This is a genomic window from Paenibacillus sp. MAHUQ-45, from assembly GCF_058133325.1.
Genome location: NZ_JBYUPV010000004.1, coordinates 350,455 through 368,795 on the forward strand (window position 1 = coordinate 350,455; position 18,341 = coordinate 368,795).

Consider the following 18,341-nt stretch of genomic DNA (forward strand, 5'->3'; position numbering starts at 1 on the left):
GACAGCTTGGAGGTAGTGGTTTTCCTGGCTGTCCCCTTTTTATATAGAAAATATCCTGTGATCATGCCGATTCCCAGCGAAGTGAAGTGTAGCCAATTGCGAGGAACGGTGGTATAATATAAAGTCGTGTATATCTTTAGTTTACCGACATTTATTTCGCTTAAAAGATATTGAACTTTGAATCAGGAGAGGTGAATTCCCTTGTTGGACCGATTGCAATCCTTGGCGGACCGCTATGAGAAACTCAGTGAACTGCTTTGTGATCCGGATGTTGCAAACGACAGTAAGAAACTGAGGGATTATTCCAAAGAACAATCTGATCTGCAGCCCGCTTATGAGGCCTATGCTGAATATAAAAATGTAATGGAAGAGCTGGAAGCCGCGAGAATGATGCAGGCTGAGAAGCTGGACGATGAGATGAAGGAAATGGTCAAGATGGAGATCGATGACCTATCCTCGCGCCAGAGTGATCTGGAGGAGAAAATCCGTATTCTGTTGCTGCCTAAAGATCCTAATGATGATAAGAACGTAATCGTGGAAATCCGCGGCGCTGCCGGCGGAGATGAAGCGGCGCTGTTTGCGTCTGACCTTTACCGTATGTACACGCGTTATGCTGATGCACAAGGCTGGCGTATTGAACTGATGGATGTTAGCGCGAACGACCTTGGCGGATTCAAGGAAGTTATCTTCCTAATTAACGGCCGGGGTGCTTACAGCAAAATGAAATACGAAAGTGGCGCACACCGCGTACAGCGTATTCCAACCACAGAATCCGGAGGACGTATTCATACGTCTACTTCGACGGTGGCCGTAATGCCGGAAGCTGAGGATTTTGAAATTGAAATCCATGACAAGGACATCCGTGTGGACACCTTCTGTTCCAGTGGAGCAGGCGGTCAGTCCGTTAATACAACGAAGTCTGCAGTGCGCGTGACTCACGTGCCTACAGGCATCGTGGCTACCTGTCAGGACGGTAAATCGCAGAACTCCAATAAGGAGAAGGCGCTACAGGTTCTTCGTGCTCGTATCTCTGACATGAAGCGTCAGGAAGAAGAAGCGAAGTATGCTGGGGAGCGCAAAAGTAAAGTTGGTACCGGCGACCGCAGTGAGCGGATTCGTACGTACAACTTCCCGCAAAGCCGGGTTACTGATCACCGGATCGGCTTGACGCTGCACCGTTTGGAGCAAGTCATGAACGGGGAGATCACAGACATCATCTCGGCACTGTCGCTGGCAGAACAGACAGAATTGATGGAAAAAGGAGAATAATGCTTTGAAACACGACGTATATGTCATGCCTCGCGTGCAAAGCATCCGGGAAGCCTTTGCGGAGGCTTCTTCTTTTTTGAGCCGCAGCGGCTGCAACGAACCGCAGCGCAGTGCCCAGCTACTGCTGGAGCATGTGCTGGGCTTGTCCGGCGCGGCGTATTATATGGCGCTGGCGGATGCTTTTCCAGCGGATATCCGGGAAGCCTGGGAGACCGGGGTGACCCGCCGTGCATCCGGTGAGCCGGTGCAGTATATCATTGGCGAGCAGGAATTTTACGGCCGGGCTTTTGAAGTGACACCCGCGGTGCTGATTCCCCGGCCGGAGACGGAACTGCTCGTGGAAGCGATCCTGCGGTACGCCGGAGAGCTATGGCCGGCTGCTGCGCCGGGCGCAGCGGCGCACAAGGGCAGCGCGGCGGGTGGAGCCGCGCAAGAAAGCGGCGGCGCAGCCAAAGGCGCCGCACGTCCGCTGACCGCCGTCGATATCGGCGCCGGCAGCGGAGCGATCTCTGTCACGCTGGCGGCGGAAGCGCCGGCGTGGGTGGTCTGCGCCGGCGACATCTCGCCGGCGGCACTGGCCGTGGCCGGGCGCAACGCGCAGCGGCACGGCACGGCCGTGGACTTGCGGCTCGGCGACTTGCTCGAGCCGTTCGCGGGAATGGAGACGGATATTCTCGTCTCCAACCCGCCGTATATTCCCGGCGGTGACATCGCCGGGCTGCAGCGCGAGGTACGCGACCATGAGCCGCGCACGGCGCTCGACGGCGGCGCGGACGGTCTGGACCCGTACCGCCGCATGATGGAGCAGCTCCCGCTGCTCCCGGCTCCGCCGCGCCTGATTGGCTTTGAGCTTGGCTTCGGCCAGGCTGAGCAGGTGGCCGCGCTCCTGAAAGCTGCGGGTCACTGGAACGAGATCATCACCGTTGATGATCTCGCCGGGATTCCCCGTCATGTGCTGGGACTAAGAAGATAGCTCGGGAGCCGTTGTTATAAGTACAATGGCGACCGCTGGCTGCAAAGGATTTGTATTTTAAGTGAGCCGTCCCTTACAATAGACAATGGCGGCTGTTCAGTACATGATGAGTACCCGAAAGCCAGTAGAGAGCAAGGAGGCAGAACATGCTTCAGAAGATTAAAAAAATCGATGGCGTCGTCATAGTCGTTCTGTTGATCTTGATGTGCGTCAGTATTTCAGCCATATACAGTGTAACTCATGGGAGAGAAAAGCTGGACGGACACCATATCCAGATGCTGAAGTATTATGTGATCGGCTTTATTGCGCTGACCGGAATCACTTTTCTGGACTATAGAATATTAGTGAAGTACGCCTTATACGTATACCTCGGCGGTATTGGCTTACTGGTGCTTGTCAGCTTCATGGGCGAGACCAAAAATAATGCGCAGGGCTGGTTGTCGCTGCCAGGCGGCATGAGTCTTCAGCCTGCCGAGTTGTTCAAACTCGTGCTCATTCTTTTTCTGGCATCTGTGCTGGTGCGAAAGAATAAGAACAAGTTATCGTTCTGGCGTGATGTCATACCGCTGGCTGTGCTTACGCTAGTCCCCTTTCTAATTGTCATGACACAAAATGACTTAGGTAATGCATTGGCTTATCTTGTCATTCTGGTCGGGATGCTCTGGATCGGAAATATCAAGTTTACTCATGCGCTGATTGGACTGATCGTTATTGGGAGCTCCGCGGTTGCTGGGATTATGAGCTACATCCATTATCACGACGATATTAAAGTCTTTCTTACAGATATTGGTCGATCCCACTGGATCGAACGTTTTGATCCATGGCTTGTGCCTGATAAGGCCACGCCCAAAGCGAGCTACCATACGAAGAATGCCAAACTGGCTATTGCTTCTGGTGGGATGAGCGGTGAAGGATACATGAACGGTAGTTCCGTGCAGACGGATCGTGTACCATACACCTATTCTGACTCCATCTTTGTGCAGATTGCCGAGGAATTTGGCTTCGTGGGTTCCGCGCTGGTATTGCTGCTATATTTTATTCTCATCCATCGAATGATATTGATAGCCCTGGAAAGCAGGGATAGGGGAGGGCCATTCCTGATCGTCGGAATTGTCGCCATGATGCTCTATCAAATCTTTGAGAATATCGGGGCCTTCATCGGCCTGATGCCGTTAACGGGAATCACGCTGCCGTTCATCAGCTTTGGGGGAACCTCCCTGCTCATCAACATGGCCAGCATCGGTCTTGTCATGAGCGTACGCTTGCACGGACAAGAAGTAGAAGAGGATTTTCCTAATCCGAGCAATAACTATCAAGCACCTGCGAAGCAGGCATAGCTTTATAAGTAACATTACATCTGCTAAACCGCTGGAACTGTCTGAAAAGATAGTGCCTGGCGGTTTTTTTTGCGTTGTGTGAAGGGTTAGTGGGCTTCAAAGTGATGTGATGTATAAATTTGTATAATTCAGAGCGGGCATTTACAATAAATATACGAGCTACTCTTCTTTACAGTAAAACTAGTTTGCCTCCCCAACTAACGGCATTTTTGCATCTTATTTTTCGGAAAAGCACGCTGTACAGGGTATTCGGGAAGATTTAAGGTACAGAATTGCCGCTAATTACACTCCGGAGATCGTTAGGTGGATTTATCGCATGAAGGCGAATGATCTGTCGGGGGATGCAGGGGCTTTGAAAGAGTAGAAGTATGGTATAAGAGAAAATCTGTGGGCAATTCGACCGGTGGTCCGGGCATTCACCATAGTGACAACAGCGCCTTGAAGTGGATAGTGAGCTCTTCATATGAAGTAAGTTAGCCATAGCACGACATTGCTAGAAAAGTGCTGAAAATGAACGAGGATAAGGGGCAGATTGAACCATGCTGGAAAAATTGAAGAGAGTGGACCCTGTGATCGTTGTTGTGCTAATTATGCTGATGAGCATCAGTATATTTTCGATATACAGCGTTACAGTCGGGAGGATAAGCCCCTTGAAACTGGATGGTTTTCACCTCCAGATGCTCAAGTATGATCTCTTGGGGTTTATGGCTTTTATCTTGCTTGCCTTTGTGGATTACAAATTGTTTATCCGCTATGGGAAATACATTTATGCCTTGGGCCTTGGACTATTGGTACTGGTCATCTTCATCGGCAAAGAACAAAACGGTGCGCAGGGCTGGTTGAAGCTGGGGCAGCTAACATTGCAACCGGCCGAACTTTTTAAACTCGTTCTTATTCTGTTTCTGGCCTCATTCCTGTTGCGCAAGCAAGGGGCTGTTCTGACTTTCTGGAGAGGGGTCATACCCATTGGCCTACTGACGCTGATCCCTTTTGTATTAGTGCTTGTGCAGAATGATTTGGGAAATGCGCTCAGTTATATTGTAATAATGCTTGGTCTGGTATGGATCGGAAATATCAAATTCACACATGCACTGATCGGCCTGCTCCTGATCGGCGTTACTGGAGTCGGTCTCGCGCTGGGCTATATTCACTATCATGATCAAGCCGTGCAATTCCTCGGAGAGACGATTGGTAGAAAGCATCTGATTGCACGTCTGGACCCCTGGCTTGTCCCGGATTTGGCCACGGCAGATGCAAGTTATCATACCAAGAATGCTAAAATTGCTATCGCTTCCGGCGGTATGGGCGGGGAAGGCTATATGAACGGGGACTCTGTACAGGCCGGACGGGTACCTTATACGTACTCGGACGCTATCTTTGTACAGATCGCTGAAGAATTTGGTTTCTTGGGTTCTGCGTTTGTCCTGCTGCTCTTCTTTATTCTCATCCATCGAATGATTGTGATTGCGCTGGAGTGCCGGGAACGAAGTGGTACATTCCTGATAATTGGCGTTGCAGCTATGTTGCTATATCAGATTCTTGAAAATATCGGGGCGTTCATCGGATTGATGCCGCTCACCGGGATTACACTCCCTTTCATCAGTTATGGCGGAACTTCAGTGCTCATCAACATGGCTGCTATGGGCATTGTAATGAGCGTACATCTGCACGGAGGCGAGGCCCAGCCCGATTTACCTGTGCCTTCGGCTGGCTTGGCCAATTCCCGAATGCTAAAGGTTTAATTTGATAGATTACTAGGTTTGGCTTCTCTCTCTCTTGGACATACTGACGAATATGAGAGGTTAAGAGAGAGGGGCGGGCCGATATGAATAGCAATCCAGGTCATAAAGGAGATTCATTGCGTGTTACCTTTAAGTATACTGCCATTTTAATTTGTTTTTTTATGGTGATTCTCATGATGTGGGAAGGACAGAAAACGGATGCGGCCGTAGCTGAGTCGTCCATTCCTACGGAGTCGATCCGCCTGCGGATTCTGGCCAACTCGGATGGAACCCAGGATCAGCTTGTTAAACGTCAAATTCGTGATGCGGTGGTAGCCCAAATGAACCAATGGGTGTCTGGACTTGAGGACCCACAAAGTCTGGAGCAGGCCCGGGTCTTAATCCGTCGGCATCTGCCTGAGCTGAACACTTTGGTCGGTCAAGAACTAGAGCAGCGGGGCATCGATTATTCATATAATGTGGAGCTCGGCGTGGTTCCGTTCCCTACCAAAATGTACGGTGGCAAGGTGTATCCGGCTGGTGACTATGAAGCCTTACGAATTACACTGGGCGCGGGCAAGGGGCAAAACTGGTGGTGTGTCCTGTTTCCACCTCTCTGCTTCATAGATGCCGGGTCCGGGGATGCCGCAGCACCTGCGGCTGCCAAGGTGAAGACTGTATCTGCTGCCGGAGCGGAAGGTAAGGCTATCAACAAAGCTCTGGGTGAAAAGGCTGCGCAAGGAGACAAATCGACTACAGATCAGAATGGCGAGTCAGGAGAAACGCCTGCGGTGAAATTCTTCGTTTGGGAGCTGCTGCAAAACCTGTGGAACTGGATCAGTGGATTGTGGTCCTGAGGGCGGATATGGTAGTATTTTAAAAGCTGAGCGTCGCGGCTCCACAGGGTGGGGTCGTTTTTTAAAAGTTCAAAAGCAGCGTGATTTTGCCTGTTTTTATACGAAAATGCTCTGCTTGTAATCATTACTCTACTCTTTGGAAAGCTTGTGATATGTATGGAAAAGAACATCGAGACCAAGTTTGCCCTTCCACGGCAGACAGGAAATATAAAGGACACTAAGTACTGGAAGCTTCATCTGCTGAATGAGACGACAGAGGTTTCGCTAATAGAAAAAGAAGAAGATCATGCCACGATTTCTGCAACTGGGGCTTCGCTTATAGAAGAAGAAGCAAACCATGCTGCAATTACCGCAGCAGCAGCGCTTCTCCGGGAAGGAGGAACCGTAGCGTTTCCTACGGAAACTGTGTACGGCCTCGGGGCTGACGCCCGGAATACGGCAGCGGTTGAGGCGGTGTTCGCGGCAAAAGGACGCCCATCCGACAATCCGCTCATTGTGCATATCGCGGATCAGAAGGCGCTGGATGAATTGGTGGAGGAGGTTCATCCAACCGCGACAGCGTTGATGGAAGCCTTCTGGCCTGGCCCGTTAACGCTTGTGCTTCCCGTTCGGCCTGGCGTATTGTCCCCGAGAGTGACAGCGGGACTGGATACTGTCGGCATTCGTATCCCTAGTCATCCAGTGGCACTTTCACTGCTGCGTGAGGCCGGCTGTCCGGTAGCTGCGCCTAGCGCCAATCGTTCGGGCCGCCCGAGTCCGACGCTCGCCTCACATGTTATGGAAGACTTGAGCGGATTCATCGACGCTGTCGTCGATGGCGGTGCCGCCGGCGTCGGACTGGAATCGACGGTGGTACAGGTCCTGCCGGAAGGCACGGTGGCCGTGCTACGTCCCGGCGGAATCACCGCCGAGCAGCTGGCGGCGGTGGCTGGAGCGGGCGCTGTAGATACCGCGCCCGCCCATGCAGCCGAAACCGCAGCTGCGCCTGCGGTCTCGGCTGCGGGCCTGCCCGCTGGCGACAGCGCGGGCGAAGACAATGGCCCGGCTCCGCGTGCGCCGGGCATGAAGTACACGCACTACGCGCCGCGCGGCTGGCTCGGCGTTGTGCGCGGGTCTTCGCCGCAAGCCGTGGCGAAGACTGCGGCAGAGCTGCTGCAGGCGGCGCAGACTGACGGCGGGATCACGGGGCTGCTCCGCTTCGAGGAGCATGCCGCTTTCTATCCCGCCTCTCCTGCTGCCTGCGTGGTGTCCCTCGGCTCGATTCACTCGCCGGAGGAAGGAGCCCGCTCCCTATATGCCGCGCTGCGGCGCTTCGATGAGGCGGGAGCGACCTACATTCTGGCCGAGGCTTGTCCGGAAACCGGCCTCGGCGCTGCCATTATGAACCGGCTTATGAAAGCCGCCGGCGGAACTGTGATCGCGGTCGAGTAATCTCCCGCCCAGTGCCCATGCCCTTTTTCCCTGTTGTCATGTTTACCTTCTTGTCCGCATATTGTGGTTGTACAAGACATTTGCGATTTTGGGGGTATGGCCATGGGCTTAGGAGAGGTATATGCCGGTTGGGGACAGGTTGTAACGATTGCCATTATGGCAATTGCGCTGGGAATGGATGCTTTCTCCCTCGGAGTAGGGATCGGAATGAAAGGTATCCGCCTGCTGCATATCCTGCAGCTCAGCCTGCTTATTGCTTTCTTTCATGTGCTTATGCCTTTGCTCGGTCTAGTGACAGGGAGCTACGTCGGAAATTTATTGGGACAGGTTACCACCTATGCTGCCGGAGGGTTGCTGCTCCTTCTGGGCGGGCATATGATCTTTAATTCCTTTCGCTCGGGCGATGACAGTCCCAGGGTTTGGGATCATCGCACCTTTTGGGGGATGCTGTTGATCTCGCTCAGTGTCAGCGTAGATTCTTTTTCGGTAGGTGTATCTTTAGGGATGTTCGTGGACAGTATTCTACTGACTATACTGGCTTTTGGCATTTGCGGCGGGCTAATGTCGATTACAGGTTTGCTGCTGGGGCGGCATGTCAGTCGTGGGCTTGGTACGTACGGCGAGGCGATTGGCGGGGCGATCCTATTGGGGTTTGGCTTGCTGTTCATCTTCTGATACAATAACGGCACCGGAAGTATTCTAACTAATTATGTCTTCTGCCCATAGTTTTTGCCCAATCAAGTGATTTGAACGGTACTGAAAACTATGGCGGAATGAATTTAAATATTTATTGGGAGGTGGATAAACATGCTGCATATTTTATTCGTCTGCACCGGCAATACCTGCCGCAGTCCTATGGCAGAAGGGCTTCTGCGGAAGTATGCCAAGGCGCGCGGAGTGGAGCTGGAGGTGCGGTCTGCAGGAGTATCCGCCATTTCAGGCTCATCCATATCCAGACATGCTGCGGCGATACTGCGGGATGAGGGTGTGCTTGATCTCATGCAGTCCTCTCAGCTTACAGGTCAACAAGTAGCCTGGGCGGATCTTGTGTTAACACTGACAGGTAGTCACAAGCGGCATTTACTGCAATATTTTCCAGATGCCGTGACGAAGACATATACGCTGAAAGAATATGTACATGATGAAGCGTCAGTCACTGAAGATATCGAGGAGCTGGATAGCCTCTATGCAGAAGCAGAAATGTCCATTGCTCTTGGAGGGGAACCGGATGCTGCCGCACTGCAGCGGATCATCGAGATTCGTCAACGCATTCCGAGCTTTGATATTTCTGATCCCTTTGGTGGCAGTCGTGATGATTATGAGCTAACAGCTGCCGAGATCCGCAAGGCGCTGCATAGCCTGCTGGATAAGCTACAGTCTGTAAGACGTTTGTAAAGAAGGTTGATTTTCGGCTCTCTTTGCTTTAAGATGTAAGAAATATCGGTTCCGATGTAACTGGCGACAACTGTGGATCAAACCACGATGGAGCATCGGAATAAACGGCCGGTCGCCTGGGCAAAAGAGCAAATCCGCAGCTACCTGCGGACTGCTCTTTTTTGTTTGAAATAGATGGAATTATCTGACTATTAGATATGTATCCTTATATTTCTTACTTACAGATATGGGTGGTTTATAGCGTAATAAGAGTATCTGCCAGCCTCCGAAAGTCTTGGACTTTCGCTTCCTGGAGAGGTACAGCCGTATCTGTCCCTGAAGCGAAAGTGGTGATGATGAGGTATCGTCATAACATTTTAGGAGGTAGGGCAATGGATGAAATGAAGCAGAACAATTCTTGGGAAGAGCGCGCGGTTAACCCTGCAGGATCTGTCGGGGAAGAAGATCATTCTTCAGACAATGCACGCTTGCTCTCTGAGGCTACTGCCACTGTGGTTCGAGAGCTTGCTACGGCAGGGAAGCTGGGTCCCGGCAAGATTCTTGTAGTTGGAGCTAGCACCAGCGAGGTAGCCGGTGCCCGGATCGGGACTGGCGGAGCGCTGGCTGTGGCAGAGCAATTGCTTGCTGGCATTACTGAGGTAGCTGATGAACTCGGATTCCATCCGGTGTATCAATGCTGTGAGCATTTGAATCGTGCCTTGGTGATGGAGCGCTCTTTGCTGGATCGGTTAGGGTTACAGGAGGTTGCAGCTGTGCCGATTCCCGTCGCAGGAGGTTCGATGGCTGCTGCTGCCTATCGCTCCATGAAAGACCCTGTGCTGGCAGAAACCGTACAGGCTCATGCTGGTATTGATATCGGGGAGACGCTGATCGGCATGCATTTACGACGTGTGGCCGTGCCTTTCCGTCCTAGCCTGCGTTACATTGGAGAAGCTAGAGTGAACGCTGCATGGAGCAGACCTGCCTTGATCGGCGGCGAACGTGCCGTCTACCGGACACAGGAGCAAAGCGGAACCCCGCTCTGCGAATAACTTAATGGTTTTCACTAAACACAACATAAACACAATACTAGGGAGGAAATAAGAACATGGAACAATTGCGTAAGAGTGACCCGGCAGTACTGGAAGCGATGGGATTGGAGCTGAAACGTCAGCGCGCGAATATTGAGCTTATTGCCTCTGAGAATATCGTCAGCGAAGCTGTTATTGAAGCTATGGGTTCGGTGCTTACCAACAAATATGCTGAAGGCTACCCGGGCAAGCGTTTTTATGGTGGTTGTGAAGATGTAGACATCGTCGAAGATCTGGCTCGCGACCGTGCTAAGCAACTGTTTGGTGCAGAGCATGTCAATGTACAACCGCACTCTGGTGCACAAGCGAATATGGCCGTTTATTTGGCAGCCCTGAAGCCTGGTGACACTGTACTTGGTATGAACCTGGCTCATGGTGGTCACTTGACACACGGTAGCCCGGTTAATGCTTCCGGCTTGCTTTATAACTTCGTTGCTTACGGTGTGCAAGAGGATACTTTCCTTATTGACTATGATGAAGTGCGCAAAGCCGCTTTCAAACACCGTCCTAAATTGATCGTAGCTGGTGCAAGTGCTTATCCGCGTACCATTGATTTTGAAAAACTCGCTGCTATTGCCAATGATGTTGGCGCATTGTTCATGGTAGACATGGCTCACATCGCAGGTCTGGTTGCTGCAGGTTTGCACCCGAACCCAGTTCCACATGCTCACTTTGTAACAACTACAACACACAAAACGCTGCGTGGACCACGCGGTGGCTTGATCATCTGTAAACAACCTTGGGCAGCTGCAATTGATAAAGCTGTATTCCCAGGCACGCAAGGTGGACCACTGATGCATGTGATTGCTTCCAAGGCGGTTGCCTTCGGTGAAGCATTGCAGCCATCCTTCAAGACTTATGCCGAAAATGTTATCAAGAATGCTAAGGTATTGTCCGAGACATTGCTTGGTGAAGGCATTAACATTATCTCTGGTGGAACAGACAACCACTTGATGCTGATTGATACCCGCAACTTGGGTATTACCGGTAAAGAAGCGGAAAAGGTACTGGATTCCATTGGTATTACCGTGAACAAGAATGCTATTCCGTTCGACCCAACTAGTCCATTTGTAACTAGCGGTATCCGTCTGGGTACTCCTGCGGTTACTTCTCGTGGCATGGATGAGAAAGCGATGAGTGTTATTGGCCGGATCATTGCGAATGTGCTCAAGAATCCGAAGGATGAAGCGATCTTGACTGAGGCTGGCCGCCAAGTGGCTGAGCTGACAGATCAATACCCGCTGTACCCTGAATTGAAATACTAATCTGTATAATAATTTCAGTATTTGTACTGCCTTTCTGCCTCCGTGGGCCGGGATTCCGGCTCTACGGAGGTTTTTTTGTTGCATAATGTTCACAACTGGAAGATTGATTATGGATTGAAATGTATTGAAATCAATCATGAAAGTTCATGGAATTTTCAATAAAAAGCGTGATGAAATTGTGAAAAGTATGAAAAAGCTGAAGTTGTGCAGACTAAAGCACGTTTTCACAAGGTTGCAATAGACATTAGATGCATTTTAAATCCTTCCTCTGGATAATGATGTAATAATTGAACTGTTTTCGAAGAGTATTGTTGTAGTTTCTGTCGTAGGGTGAAAAGCGGCGGCGGTGATGATATAATAGATGAGATTTAGCCACAGAACAGGTGCAAAGCGCTTACTAGGGCTTGAGACTAAAGACTTTATAATTACCGGAGGGACAAGTTAATGGGAAAATTGGTGATTTGCGATCATCCTTTGATTCAACACAAACTGACATTTATTCGCGACGTGCGGACTAACACTAAGGAGTTCAGAGAGCATGTTGATGAAGTTGCCACATTGATGGCTTACGAGATTACACGCGATATTCCACTGGAGACAATAACCGTGCAGACGCCGGTTGCTGAGACACAAAGCAAGGTGATTTCCGGAAGAATGCTGGGACTGGTTCCTATCCTTCGTGCTGGACTTGGTATGCTGGAAGGCGTATTGAAGCTGCTGCCTGCAGCCAAGGTGGGTCATGTGGGCTTGTTCCGCGATCCGGATACGTTGCAGCCTGTTGAGTATTACGTCAAGCTTCCTACAGATGTGCAGGAGCGCGAACTGATTGTCATTGATCCAATGTTGGCTACTGGCGGTTCGGCCATTGCTGCTATTACTTCACTGAAGAATCGTGGCTGTACCCAAATTAAAATGATGAACCTGATCGCTGCACCGGAAGGTGTTGCTGCTGTGCATGAAGCTCACCCAGATGTGGACATTTATGTAGCCGCATTGGACGACCATTTGAATGAACATGGTTACATCATCCCGGGACTTGGCGATGCTGGTGACCGCCTGTACGGAACAAAGTAATCACGAATACTATAACTGAAGCTTATCTAGAAACAATTGCAACTATGGAGAAAGTGGGTAGGGGATATGTCCAAAATTAAAGTAATGACGATTTTCGGAGTGCGCCCCGAGGCGATCAAGATGGCACCCCTGGTTCTTGAGCTGGGGAAACATCCCGAACATATCGAATCTATCGTGTGTGTAACGGCCCAGCACCGTGAATTGTTGGATCAGGTGCTTGAGGTGTTCAAGATTACACCGGATTATGATCTGGATGTTATGAAAGACCGCCAAACCTTGAACGAGATTACCATTCGGGTGCTGGAAGGATTGGAGCCGGTACTTCGTGAGGCCAAGCCTGATCTGGTACTGGTACATGGTGACACGCTGACTACATTCCTGGCCAGTTATGCTTCATTCCTGCAACAAATTCAGGTGGGTCATGTGGAAGCAGGACTTCGGACCTGGAACAAACTCTCCCCTTATCCCGAGGAGATGAACCGTCAGCTGACAGGGGTTTTGGCCGATTTGCACTTTGCGCCGACAGACTGGTCCGCAGGCAATCTGAGACATGAGAACAAAAAAGAATCAAGTATTTATATCACAGGCAATACGGTAACCGATGTGTTTCAATATACCGTACAGCCGGACTACCAGCATCCTGTATTGGAATTTGCGTCAGGAAAAAGACTTATTTTGATGACGGCGCACCGCAGAGAATCACAAGGCGAGCCGCATCGTAATATTTTCCGGGCCGTAAAAAGAATCGCTGATGAGTTCGAAGATGTAGCCATTGTGTATCCTGTGCATCCGAGTCCAGCAGTTAAGGAACCGGCGCATGAGATCCTCGGCGGACACCCGAGAATCAAGCTGATTGATCCACTAGATGTCGTAGATCTGCATAATTTCTATCCGCATACCCACTTGATTTTGACCGATTCTGGCGGCCTGCAGGAGGAAGCTCCTTCATTCGGAGTACCTGTATTGGTGCTACGTGATACCACGGAACGCCCGGAAGGGATCGAGGCCGGAACACTGGAGCTTGTGGGGACGGACGAAGAGAAGGTGTATCAACGGACACATGCTCTGTTAACTGATCAGGAGCTCTATCAATCCATGAGTCAGGCCGCAAATCCATATGGAGACGGCAAGGCATCCGAGAGAATTGTCAATGCGATTTTGCATCATTTTGGAGTGGTTGAGGAGCGTCCGGAAGAGTTTCACAGAATGTTCACAAAAAATAAATAAAATCATTAAAACTAATATTCTGAATGAAATAAAATCAACATACAGTGAAACTGTACGGTTTATATGGTTTTGGAACGTTTTGCTGTGATTATTTTCATGTTTTCAAGGGTTTTTGAGCAATGTTCAACGAATTGACAAAGAGTCTGAGAATTCAGTAAAATTAGTTGGGATTGTAGCCATGAAACAGGAAAAAGACAGGGAAAGCCTTGGACGTACTGCTCTTGTCATTGGAAGTGCAGGTACCTTGTTAGCCGCTTACATTATTATAGGTTTCTTTCTCGCCAAATGGCTGAGAGACCTGATGGACGGTCACAATTATTGGCTGGCTATAGGCACGATCACCGGTATGATATTGGGGATTGTGAATGTGGTCCTGTTAATCAAAAAATTTTTGGGGGAGCAGAATGGATAATATGACTCCCATGATCAATACTGTCACCAGAGTGACCCTTGTCCTTATGGCAGGACTGGTAATGGGATGGGCTCTTCATCACGAGACCCGGACTGTTACCCTGGGCATGGCTCTGGGGCTGGTGGCGGGATTGGTAAATTTCCGATACCTGGCCGTTAAGGTCAGACGGGTAACGCAGAGTATTGCGAACAAGGAAGGGAATGCCTTCAATCTTGGTTTTGTCACACGGATTTGCTTCGCCATTTTGGTCACTATGTTCTCGGTCAAAATCGAGCATTTCTCGCTGGAAGCAACCATAGCCGGCCTATTTATTCCCCAGCTTCTCGCTATTCCTGCGGGAATATATCTGAGCATCAAGAAAAAAATGTAACCAGATTAAAGAGAAAGGGGGAGATGCTATGCATGCTATGCCGAAAATCATGCTTGGGGGAATTCCGATAGACTTGTCCGTCGTGCTGATGCTGCTGATCAGTTGTACAGTAGTGTTCGTTCTGGTCATGCTGTCGGTTCGTAATCTATCCGTGGAGAATCCTTCCAAACTTCAGAACTTTATGGAATGGGTTGTGGAGTTTGTACAGGGAGTCATTGGAAGTGCGATGGATCTGAAGAAAGGGAAGCCTTATATCTCTTTGGGACTAACCTTAATCCTGTTCATTTTCGTATCCAACTTGCTCGGACTGCCGTTTTCAGTCGTGACTGAGGCACATGGACCGGTTACTGTATTCGGACATGTGATTGAAGCTACGAAGAACCTTGCACATGGTGACCACGTTGAGATCCTTTGGTACAAATCGCCGACAGCAGATATCAATGTCACTGCGGGGCTGGCACTTATTGTGTTTGTACTAATGAACTACCTGGGCATCAAGCTCAACGGCAAGCATTATTTCAAACACTTTGTTGAGCCGTTTCCAATTTTCTTGCCGCTTAACATTATTGAGAACTTGGCCAAGCCTATCGCTTTGGCAATCCGGCTTTACGCGAACATTTTCGCGGGTGAGGTTCTGATTACTGTTATTCTGAAGCTGGGGGTTCTCAGTATACCGTTTCTGGCTGTATGGCAGGGCTTCAGTATTTTCGTTGGGGCACTGCAGGCGTTTATCTTTACGATTCTGACGATGGTATACATCGCGCAGATGACGATTCACGAAGAAGAAGCACATTAATGAGCTGTCGTGAAGACAAACGGCAGCCGCCGATCGTACCTTCGCGGGAGATATGTTATATCATTAAACACAATTTGAACCGAAATTAAAGGAGGATATTTACAAATGGAATTTTTGGCAGCAGCAATCGCGGTTGGTTTGGGCGCACTTGGCGCAGGTCTTGGTAACGGTATGATCGTTAGTAGAACGGTAGAATCCATCGCTCGTCAACCGGAAGCTCGTAACGCCCTGCAAACGACTATGTTTATCGGTGTAGGTATCGTCGAGGTTATTCCTTTGGCCGCAACAGTTATTGCATTCCTGATCATGTTTTCTTAATAAACCGTACCTACGGTTTGGCGGGGAGGGCAAGTGCCATCCGCGCCTTACTTTTGTATACGTCCGCAAGACGCGGTAATGGAAGGGAGTGACCTCAGTGGATATCGTTTGGACAAATATCGTTTTTTCAATCGCTGCGTTTTTGATTCTATATTTCCTGCTGAGCAAATTTGCGTTCAGTAAATTGTTCGGGATTATGGAGAAACGCCGTGAGCTGGTAATGCAGCAGATGGACGAAGCGGCGAAGACCAGAGAGCAGGCGGTCGCGTACGTGGAAGAGCAAAAGCAGGCGTTGAACAACGCACGCCAGGAAGCTCAGAACATCATCCAGCAATCCCAGATCACGAGCAATCAACAAATGGACAAGATTCTGGAGCAAGCCAAATCCGAAGCTTCTCGCATCAAGGACGAGGCTGTCCGGGATATCGAGAACGAGAAGAACAAAGCTGTCGAAGAACTTCGCAGCGAGATTGGTACAGCATCCGTACGGATTGCTTCCAAGCTGATCAAGAAAGAAGTAAGCGCGAGCGGCGAACAGGAGCAGCTTGTTGATCAATACCTCAAAGAGGTAGGAGGCAGATCATGAGCCGCGATACGGTAGTTGCGGGACGCTATGCCAAAGCGCTGTATAGCGCTGCGGTAGAGAAAGGAATTACGCTTCAGGTTGAAGAGGAGCTCAAGGCGGTAGTCGAAGTTCTTCATAACGACCAGGAAGTGAAACGCTTTATCCTGGCTCCACGCATCTCGCAATCCGACAAACTGAAAGTGCTGCGTTCTGTGCTTGAAGACAAGCTTTCACCGACCGTATTGAATACGGTTGAGCTGCTTGTGTCACGGGGCAGAACCGACATTTTTGCCGATCTGCTGGAAACATATATCAAAATTGAAGGAGACGCTCTCGGAATCGGAGATGCCACTGTATATTCAGCTTATTCGCTTAGCGAAGATGAGAAGGCAGCGGTAGCAGCCGAATTCGGTCAACTGGTGAATCGCAAGATTCGTGTGAAGAACGTGGTTGACGAGAGTGTGCTCGGCGGACTGAAGGTTGTTATCGGCGACACGCTGTATGATGGCAGTTTGTCCGGCAAGCTGGAACGTCTCGAGAAATCTTTTAACGATAAGCATAGAAGATAGGGGTGAGGATATTGGGCATCAGACCTGAAGAGATCAGCACTTTGATCAAAAGTCAAATTGAGCAATATAAAACCGATATCGAAGTTGCCGAGATTGGCACCGTCATTCAAGTCGGCGACGGTATCGCCCGTGTCTACGGTCTGGAAAACGCAATGGCAGGCGAATTGCTGGAGTTCTCCAACGGTGTAGTAGGCATGGCGCTCAACCTGGAAGAAAGCAACGTCGGTGTTGTTATCCTGGGTGAGTACAAGGAAATTCGTGAAGGCGATCAAGTGAAGCGTACAGGCCGCATTATGCAGGTACCGGTTGGCGAAGCCCTGCTGGGTCGTGTCGTGAACGCACTTGGACAGCCGCTCGATGGCAAAGGTCCAATCGCAACGACTGAATTCCGTCCTGTAGAAAACAATGCACCAGGTGTTATCGACCGTAAATCGGTTCACGAACCAATGCAAACGGGTCTGAAGGCGATTGACGCAATGGTGCCGATCGGCCGCGGACAACGTGAGCTCATCATCGGTGACCGTCAAACTGGTAAAACCGCAATCGCAATCGATGCCATCATCAACCAAAAAGGCAACGGCATGAAATGTATCTATGTTGCCATTGGACAAAAGCAATCCACAGTAGCACAGGTAGTGGAAACTCTCCGCCGCCATGGTGCGCTCGAATATACCATCGTTGTAACTGCATCGGCATCCGAACCTTCTCCATTGCTCTTTATCGCTCCGTACGCAGGCTGCGCAATGGGTGAGTACTTCATGTACAAAGGCGAGCACGTATTGGTTATCTATGATGACCTTTCCAAGCAAGCTTCCGCATACCGCGAGTTGTCCTTGCTGCTCCGTCGTCCACCGGGCCGTGAAGCTTTCCCAGGTGACGTATTCTACTTGCACTCCCGTCTTTTGGAACGTGCAGCGAAGCTTAGCGATGAGCTTGGTGGTGGTTCATTAACCGCGTTGCCGTTCATCGAAACACAGGCTTCTGACGTATCGGCTTACATTCCTACGAACGTAATCTCGATCACTGACGGCCAAATCTTCTTGGAGTCCGACCTGTTCTACTCCGGTCAACGTCCGGCGATCAACGTCGGTATCTCCGTATCCCGTGTAGGGGGATCCGCACAGATCAAAGCTATGAAGAAGGTTGCCGGCTCGCTCCGTCTGGATCTGGCCCAATACCGTGAGCTTCAGGCGTTCTCCCAGTTCGGTTCCGATCTTGATAAATCTACGCAGGCCCGTCTGAACCGCGGTGCTCGTATGATGGAAATTCTGAAACAGGGCGTGAATCAGCCGCTGTCCGTTGAGCATCAAGTAGTCAGCTTGTACACGGCTGTTAAAGGTCATTTGGATGATATTCCTGTCAAAGATGTTAGACGCTTCGAGAAAGAGTTCCTGGCATTCGTAGACAGCAGCGCTTCCGAGATCCTCAAGTCTATCACGGATACGAAGGATTTAACTGCGGATAACGAGACTGCATTGAAAGAAGCCATTGAGAAATTCAAAAGAGGTTTCGCGACTAGCTAAACCTTGATGATAAAGCTCCTTGGTTTGCGAGAGTAATGCCTGCAGAGCTTGTTAATAGAATGATTTCAGTGAAATTGAGCTTTGACGGTGTCAAAGCTCAAAGATTATACTTGCGAACTTTGCTTTGGCTTCGTCAAAGCAAAGTAGATGCTTACGAAGATAGCTTTGA

At 50.1% G+C, this 18,341-nt stretch carries 19 protein-coding genes and 1 riboswitch; all 19 genes read left to right on the forward strand.

The genetic code is table 11. The annotated features are described in order from the left end of the window. The first annotated feature begins 201 nt into the window (after nt 1–201). The 19 genes from prfA to atpA all read left to right on the forward strand — a co-directional run bounded on the left by prfA (nt 202) and on the right by atpA (nt 18,172). The gene (gene prfA / locus AC3Y23_RS12315) at nt 202–1,269 is read left to right on the forward strand and encodes a peptide chain release factor 1 (protein WP_379199176.1); all 1,068 of its coding nucleotides are present in this window, start codon (nt 202–204) and stop codon (nt 1,267–1,269) included. A 4-nt stretch (nt 1,270–1,273) separates the two neighbouring features. Next, nucleotides 1,274–2,242 (forward strand): peptide chain release factor N(5)-glutamine methyltransferase, encoded by a 969-nt coding sequence (prmC, locus tag AC3Y23_RS12320; RefSeq protein ID WP_379199178.1) that lies wholly within the window; start codon nt 1,274–1,276, stop codon nt 2,240–2,242. A gap of 146 nt (nt 2,243–2,388) precedes the next feature. Beyond that, nucleotides 2,389–3,579 (forward strand): FtsW/RodA/SpoVE family cell cycle protein, encoded by a 1,191-nt coding sequence (locus AC3Y23_RS12325; RefSeq protein WP_379199180.1) that lies wholly within the window; start codon nt 2,389–2,391, stop codon nt 3,577–3,579. A gap of 539 nt (nt 3,580–4,118) precedes the next feature. After that, nucleotides 4,119–5,321, forward strand: a complete 1,203-nt coding sequence (locus AC3Y23_RS12330; RefSeq protein ID WP_379199182.1) for an FtsW/RodA/SpoVE family cell cycle protein — start codon at nt 4,119–4,121, stop codon at nt 5,319–5,321. A gap of 83 nt (nt 5,322–5,404) precedes the next feature. Next, nucleotides 5,405–6,157: a stage II sporulation protein R gene (gene spoIIR / locus AC3Y23_RS12335; protein WP_379199184.1), complete on the forward strand. Its 753-nt coding sequence runs from the start codon at nt 5,405–5,407 to the stop codon at nt 6,155–6,157. A gap of 156 nt (nt 6,158–6,313) precedes the next feature. Continuing rightward, nucleotides 6,314–7,588 carry an L-threonylcarbamoyladenylate synthase gene (locus tag AC3Y23_RS12340; RefSeq protein WP_379199186.1) on the forward strand — a complete coding sequence of 425 codons (1,275 nt, stop codon included), beginning with the start codon at nt 6,314–6,316 and terminating at the stop codon, nt 7,586–7,588. A 102-nt stretch (nt 7,589–7,690) separates the two neighbouring features. Then, nucleotides 7,691–8,263, forward strand: coding sequence for a manganese efflux pump MntP (locus tag AC3Y23_RS12345; protein WP_379199188.1), 573 nt, complete (start codon nt 7,691–7,693; stop codon nt 8,261–8,263). 132 nt (nt 8,264–8,395) lie between these two features. Then, the gene (locus AC3Y23_RS12350; protein WP_379199190.1) at nt 8,396–8,983 is read left to right on the forward strand and encodes a low molecular weight protein arginine phosphatase; all 588 of its coding nucleotides are present in this window, start codon (nt 8,396–8,398) and stop codon (nt 8,981–8,983) included. A 46-nt stretch (nt 8,984–9,029) separates the two neighbouring features. Next, a riboswitch (ZMP/ZTP riboswitch) is annotated at nt 9,030–9,112 on the forward strand. A 242-nt stretch (nt 9,113–9,354) separates the two neighbouring features. Beyond that, entirely contained in the window at nt 9,355–10,014 is a 660-nt protein-coding gene (locus AC3Y23_RS12355) for a TIGR01440 family protein (protein WP_379199192.1), read from the forward strand. A 56-nt stretch (nt 10,015–10,070) separates the two neighbouring features. Continuing rightward, nucleotides 10,071–11,318, forward strand: coding sequence for a serine hydroxymethyltransferase (glyA, locus tag AC3Y23_RS12360; protein ID WP_379199194.1), 1,248 nt, complete (start codon nt 10,071–10,073; stop codon nt 11,316–11,318). A gap of 444 nt (nt 11,319–11,762) precedes the next feature. Next, entirely contained in the window at nt 11,763–12,392 is a 630-nt protein-coding gene (gene upp, locus AC3Y23_RS12365) for a uracil phosphoribosyltransferase (protein WP_066379093.1), read from the forward strand. A gap of 66 nt (nt 12,393–12,458) precedes the next feature. Beyond that, entirely contained in the window at nt 12,459–13,619 is a 1,161-nt protein-coding gene (wecB, locus tag AC3Y23_RS12370) for a non-hydrolyzing UDP-N-acetylglucosamine 2-epimerase (protein WP_379199197.1), read from the forward strand. 178 nt (nt 13,620–13,797) lie between these two features. Then, nucleotides 13,798–14,031: an AtpZ/AtpI family protein gene (locus tag AC3Y23_RS12375; RefSeq protein ID WP_066379089.1), complete on the forward strand. Its 234-nt coding sequence runs from the start codon at nt 13,798–13,800 to the stop codon at nt 14,029–14,031. Nucleotides 14,032–14,041: 10 nt separating this feature from the next. Next, complete coding sequence (locus tag AC3Y23_RS12380; protein ID WP_379199199.1) at nt 14,042–14,401, forward strand: ATP synthase subunit I; 360 nt, start codon at nt 14,042–14,044, stop codon at nt 14,399–14,401. A 28-nt stretch (nt 14,402–14,429) separates the two neighbouring features. Further along, nucleotides 14,430–15,197, forward strand: a complete 768-nt coding sequence (gene atpB / locus AC3Y23_RS12385; RefSeq protein WP_379199201.1) for a F0F1 ATP synthase subunit A — start codon at nt 14,430–14,432, stop codon at nt 15,195–15,197. Between the two features lie 105 nt (nt 15,198–15,302). Beyond that, nucleotides 15,303–15,515: a F0F1 ATP synthase subunit C gene (atpE, locus tag AC3Y23_RS12390; protein ID WP_039877624.1), complete on the forward strand. Its 213-nt coding sequence runs from the start codon at nt 15,303–15,305 to the stop codon at nt 15,513–15,515. A gap of 97 nt (nt 15,516–15,612) precedes the next feature. Continuing rightward, the gene (gene atpF / locus AC3Y23_RS12395) at nt 15,613–16,101 is read left to right on the forward strand and encodes a F0F1 ATP synthase subunit B (protein WP_379199204.1); all 489 of its coding nucleotides are present in this window, start codon (nt 15,613–15,615) and stop codon (nt 16,099–16,101) included. Continuing rightward, entirely contained in the window at nt 16,098–16,649 is a 552-nt protein-coding gene (locus AC3Y23_RS12400; protein ID WP_379199206.1) for a F0F1 ATP synthase subunit delta, read from the forward strand. Before atpF ends, AC3Y23_RS12400 begins: the two co-directional genes overlap by 4 nt. 11 nt (nt 16,650–16,660) lie before the next feature. After that, complete coding sequence (gene atpA / locus AC3Y23_RS12405) at nt 16,661–18,172, forward strand: F0F1 ATP synthase subunit alpha (RefSeq protein ID WP_379199208.1); 1,512 nt, start codon at nt 16,661–16,663, stop codon at nt 18,170–18,172. Nucleotides 18,173–18,341 lie beyond the last annotated feature (169 nt).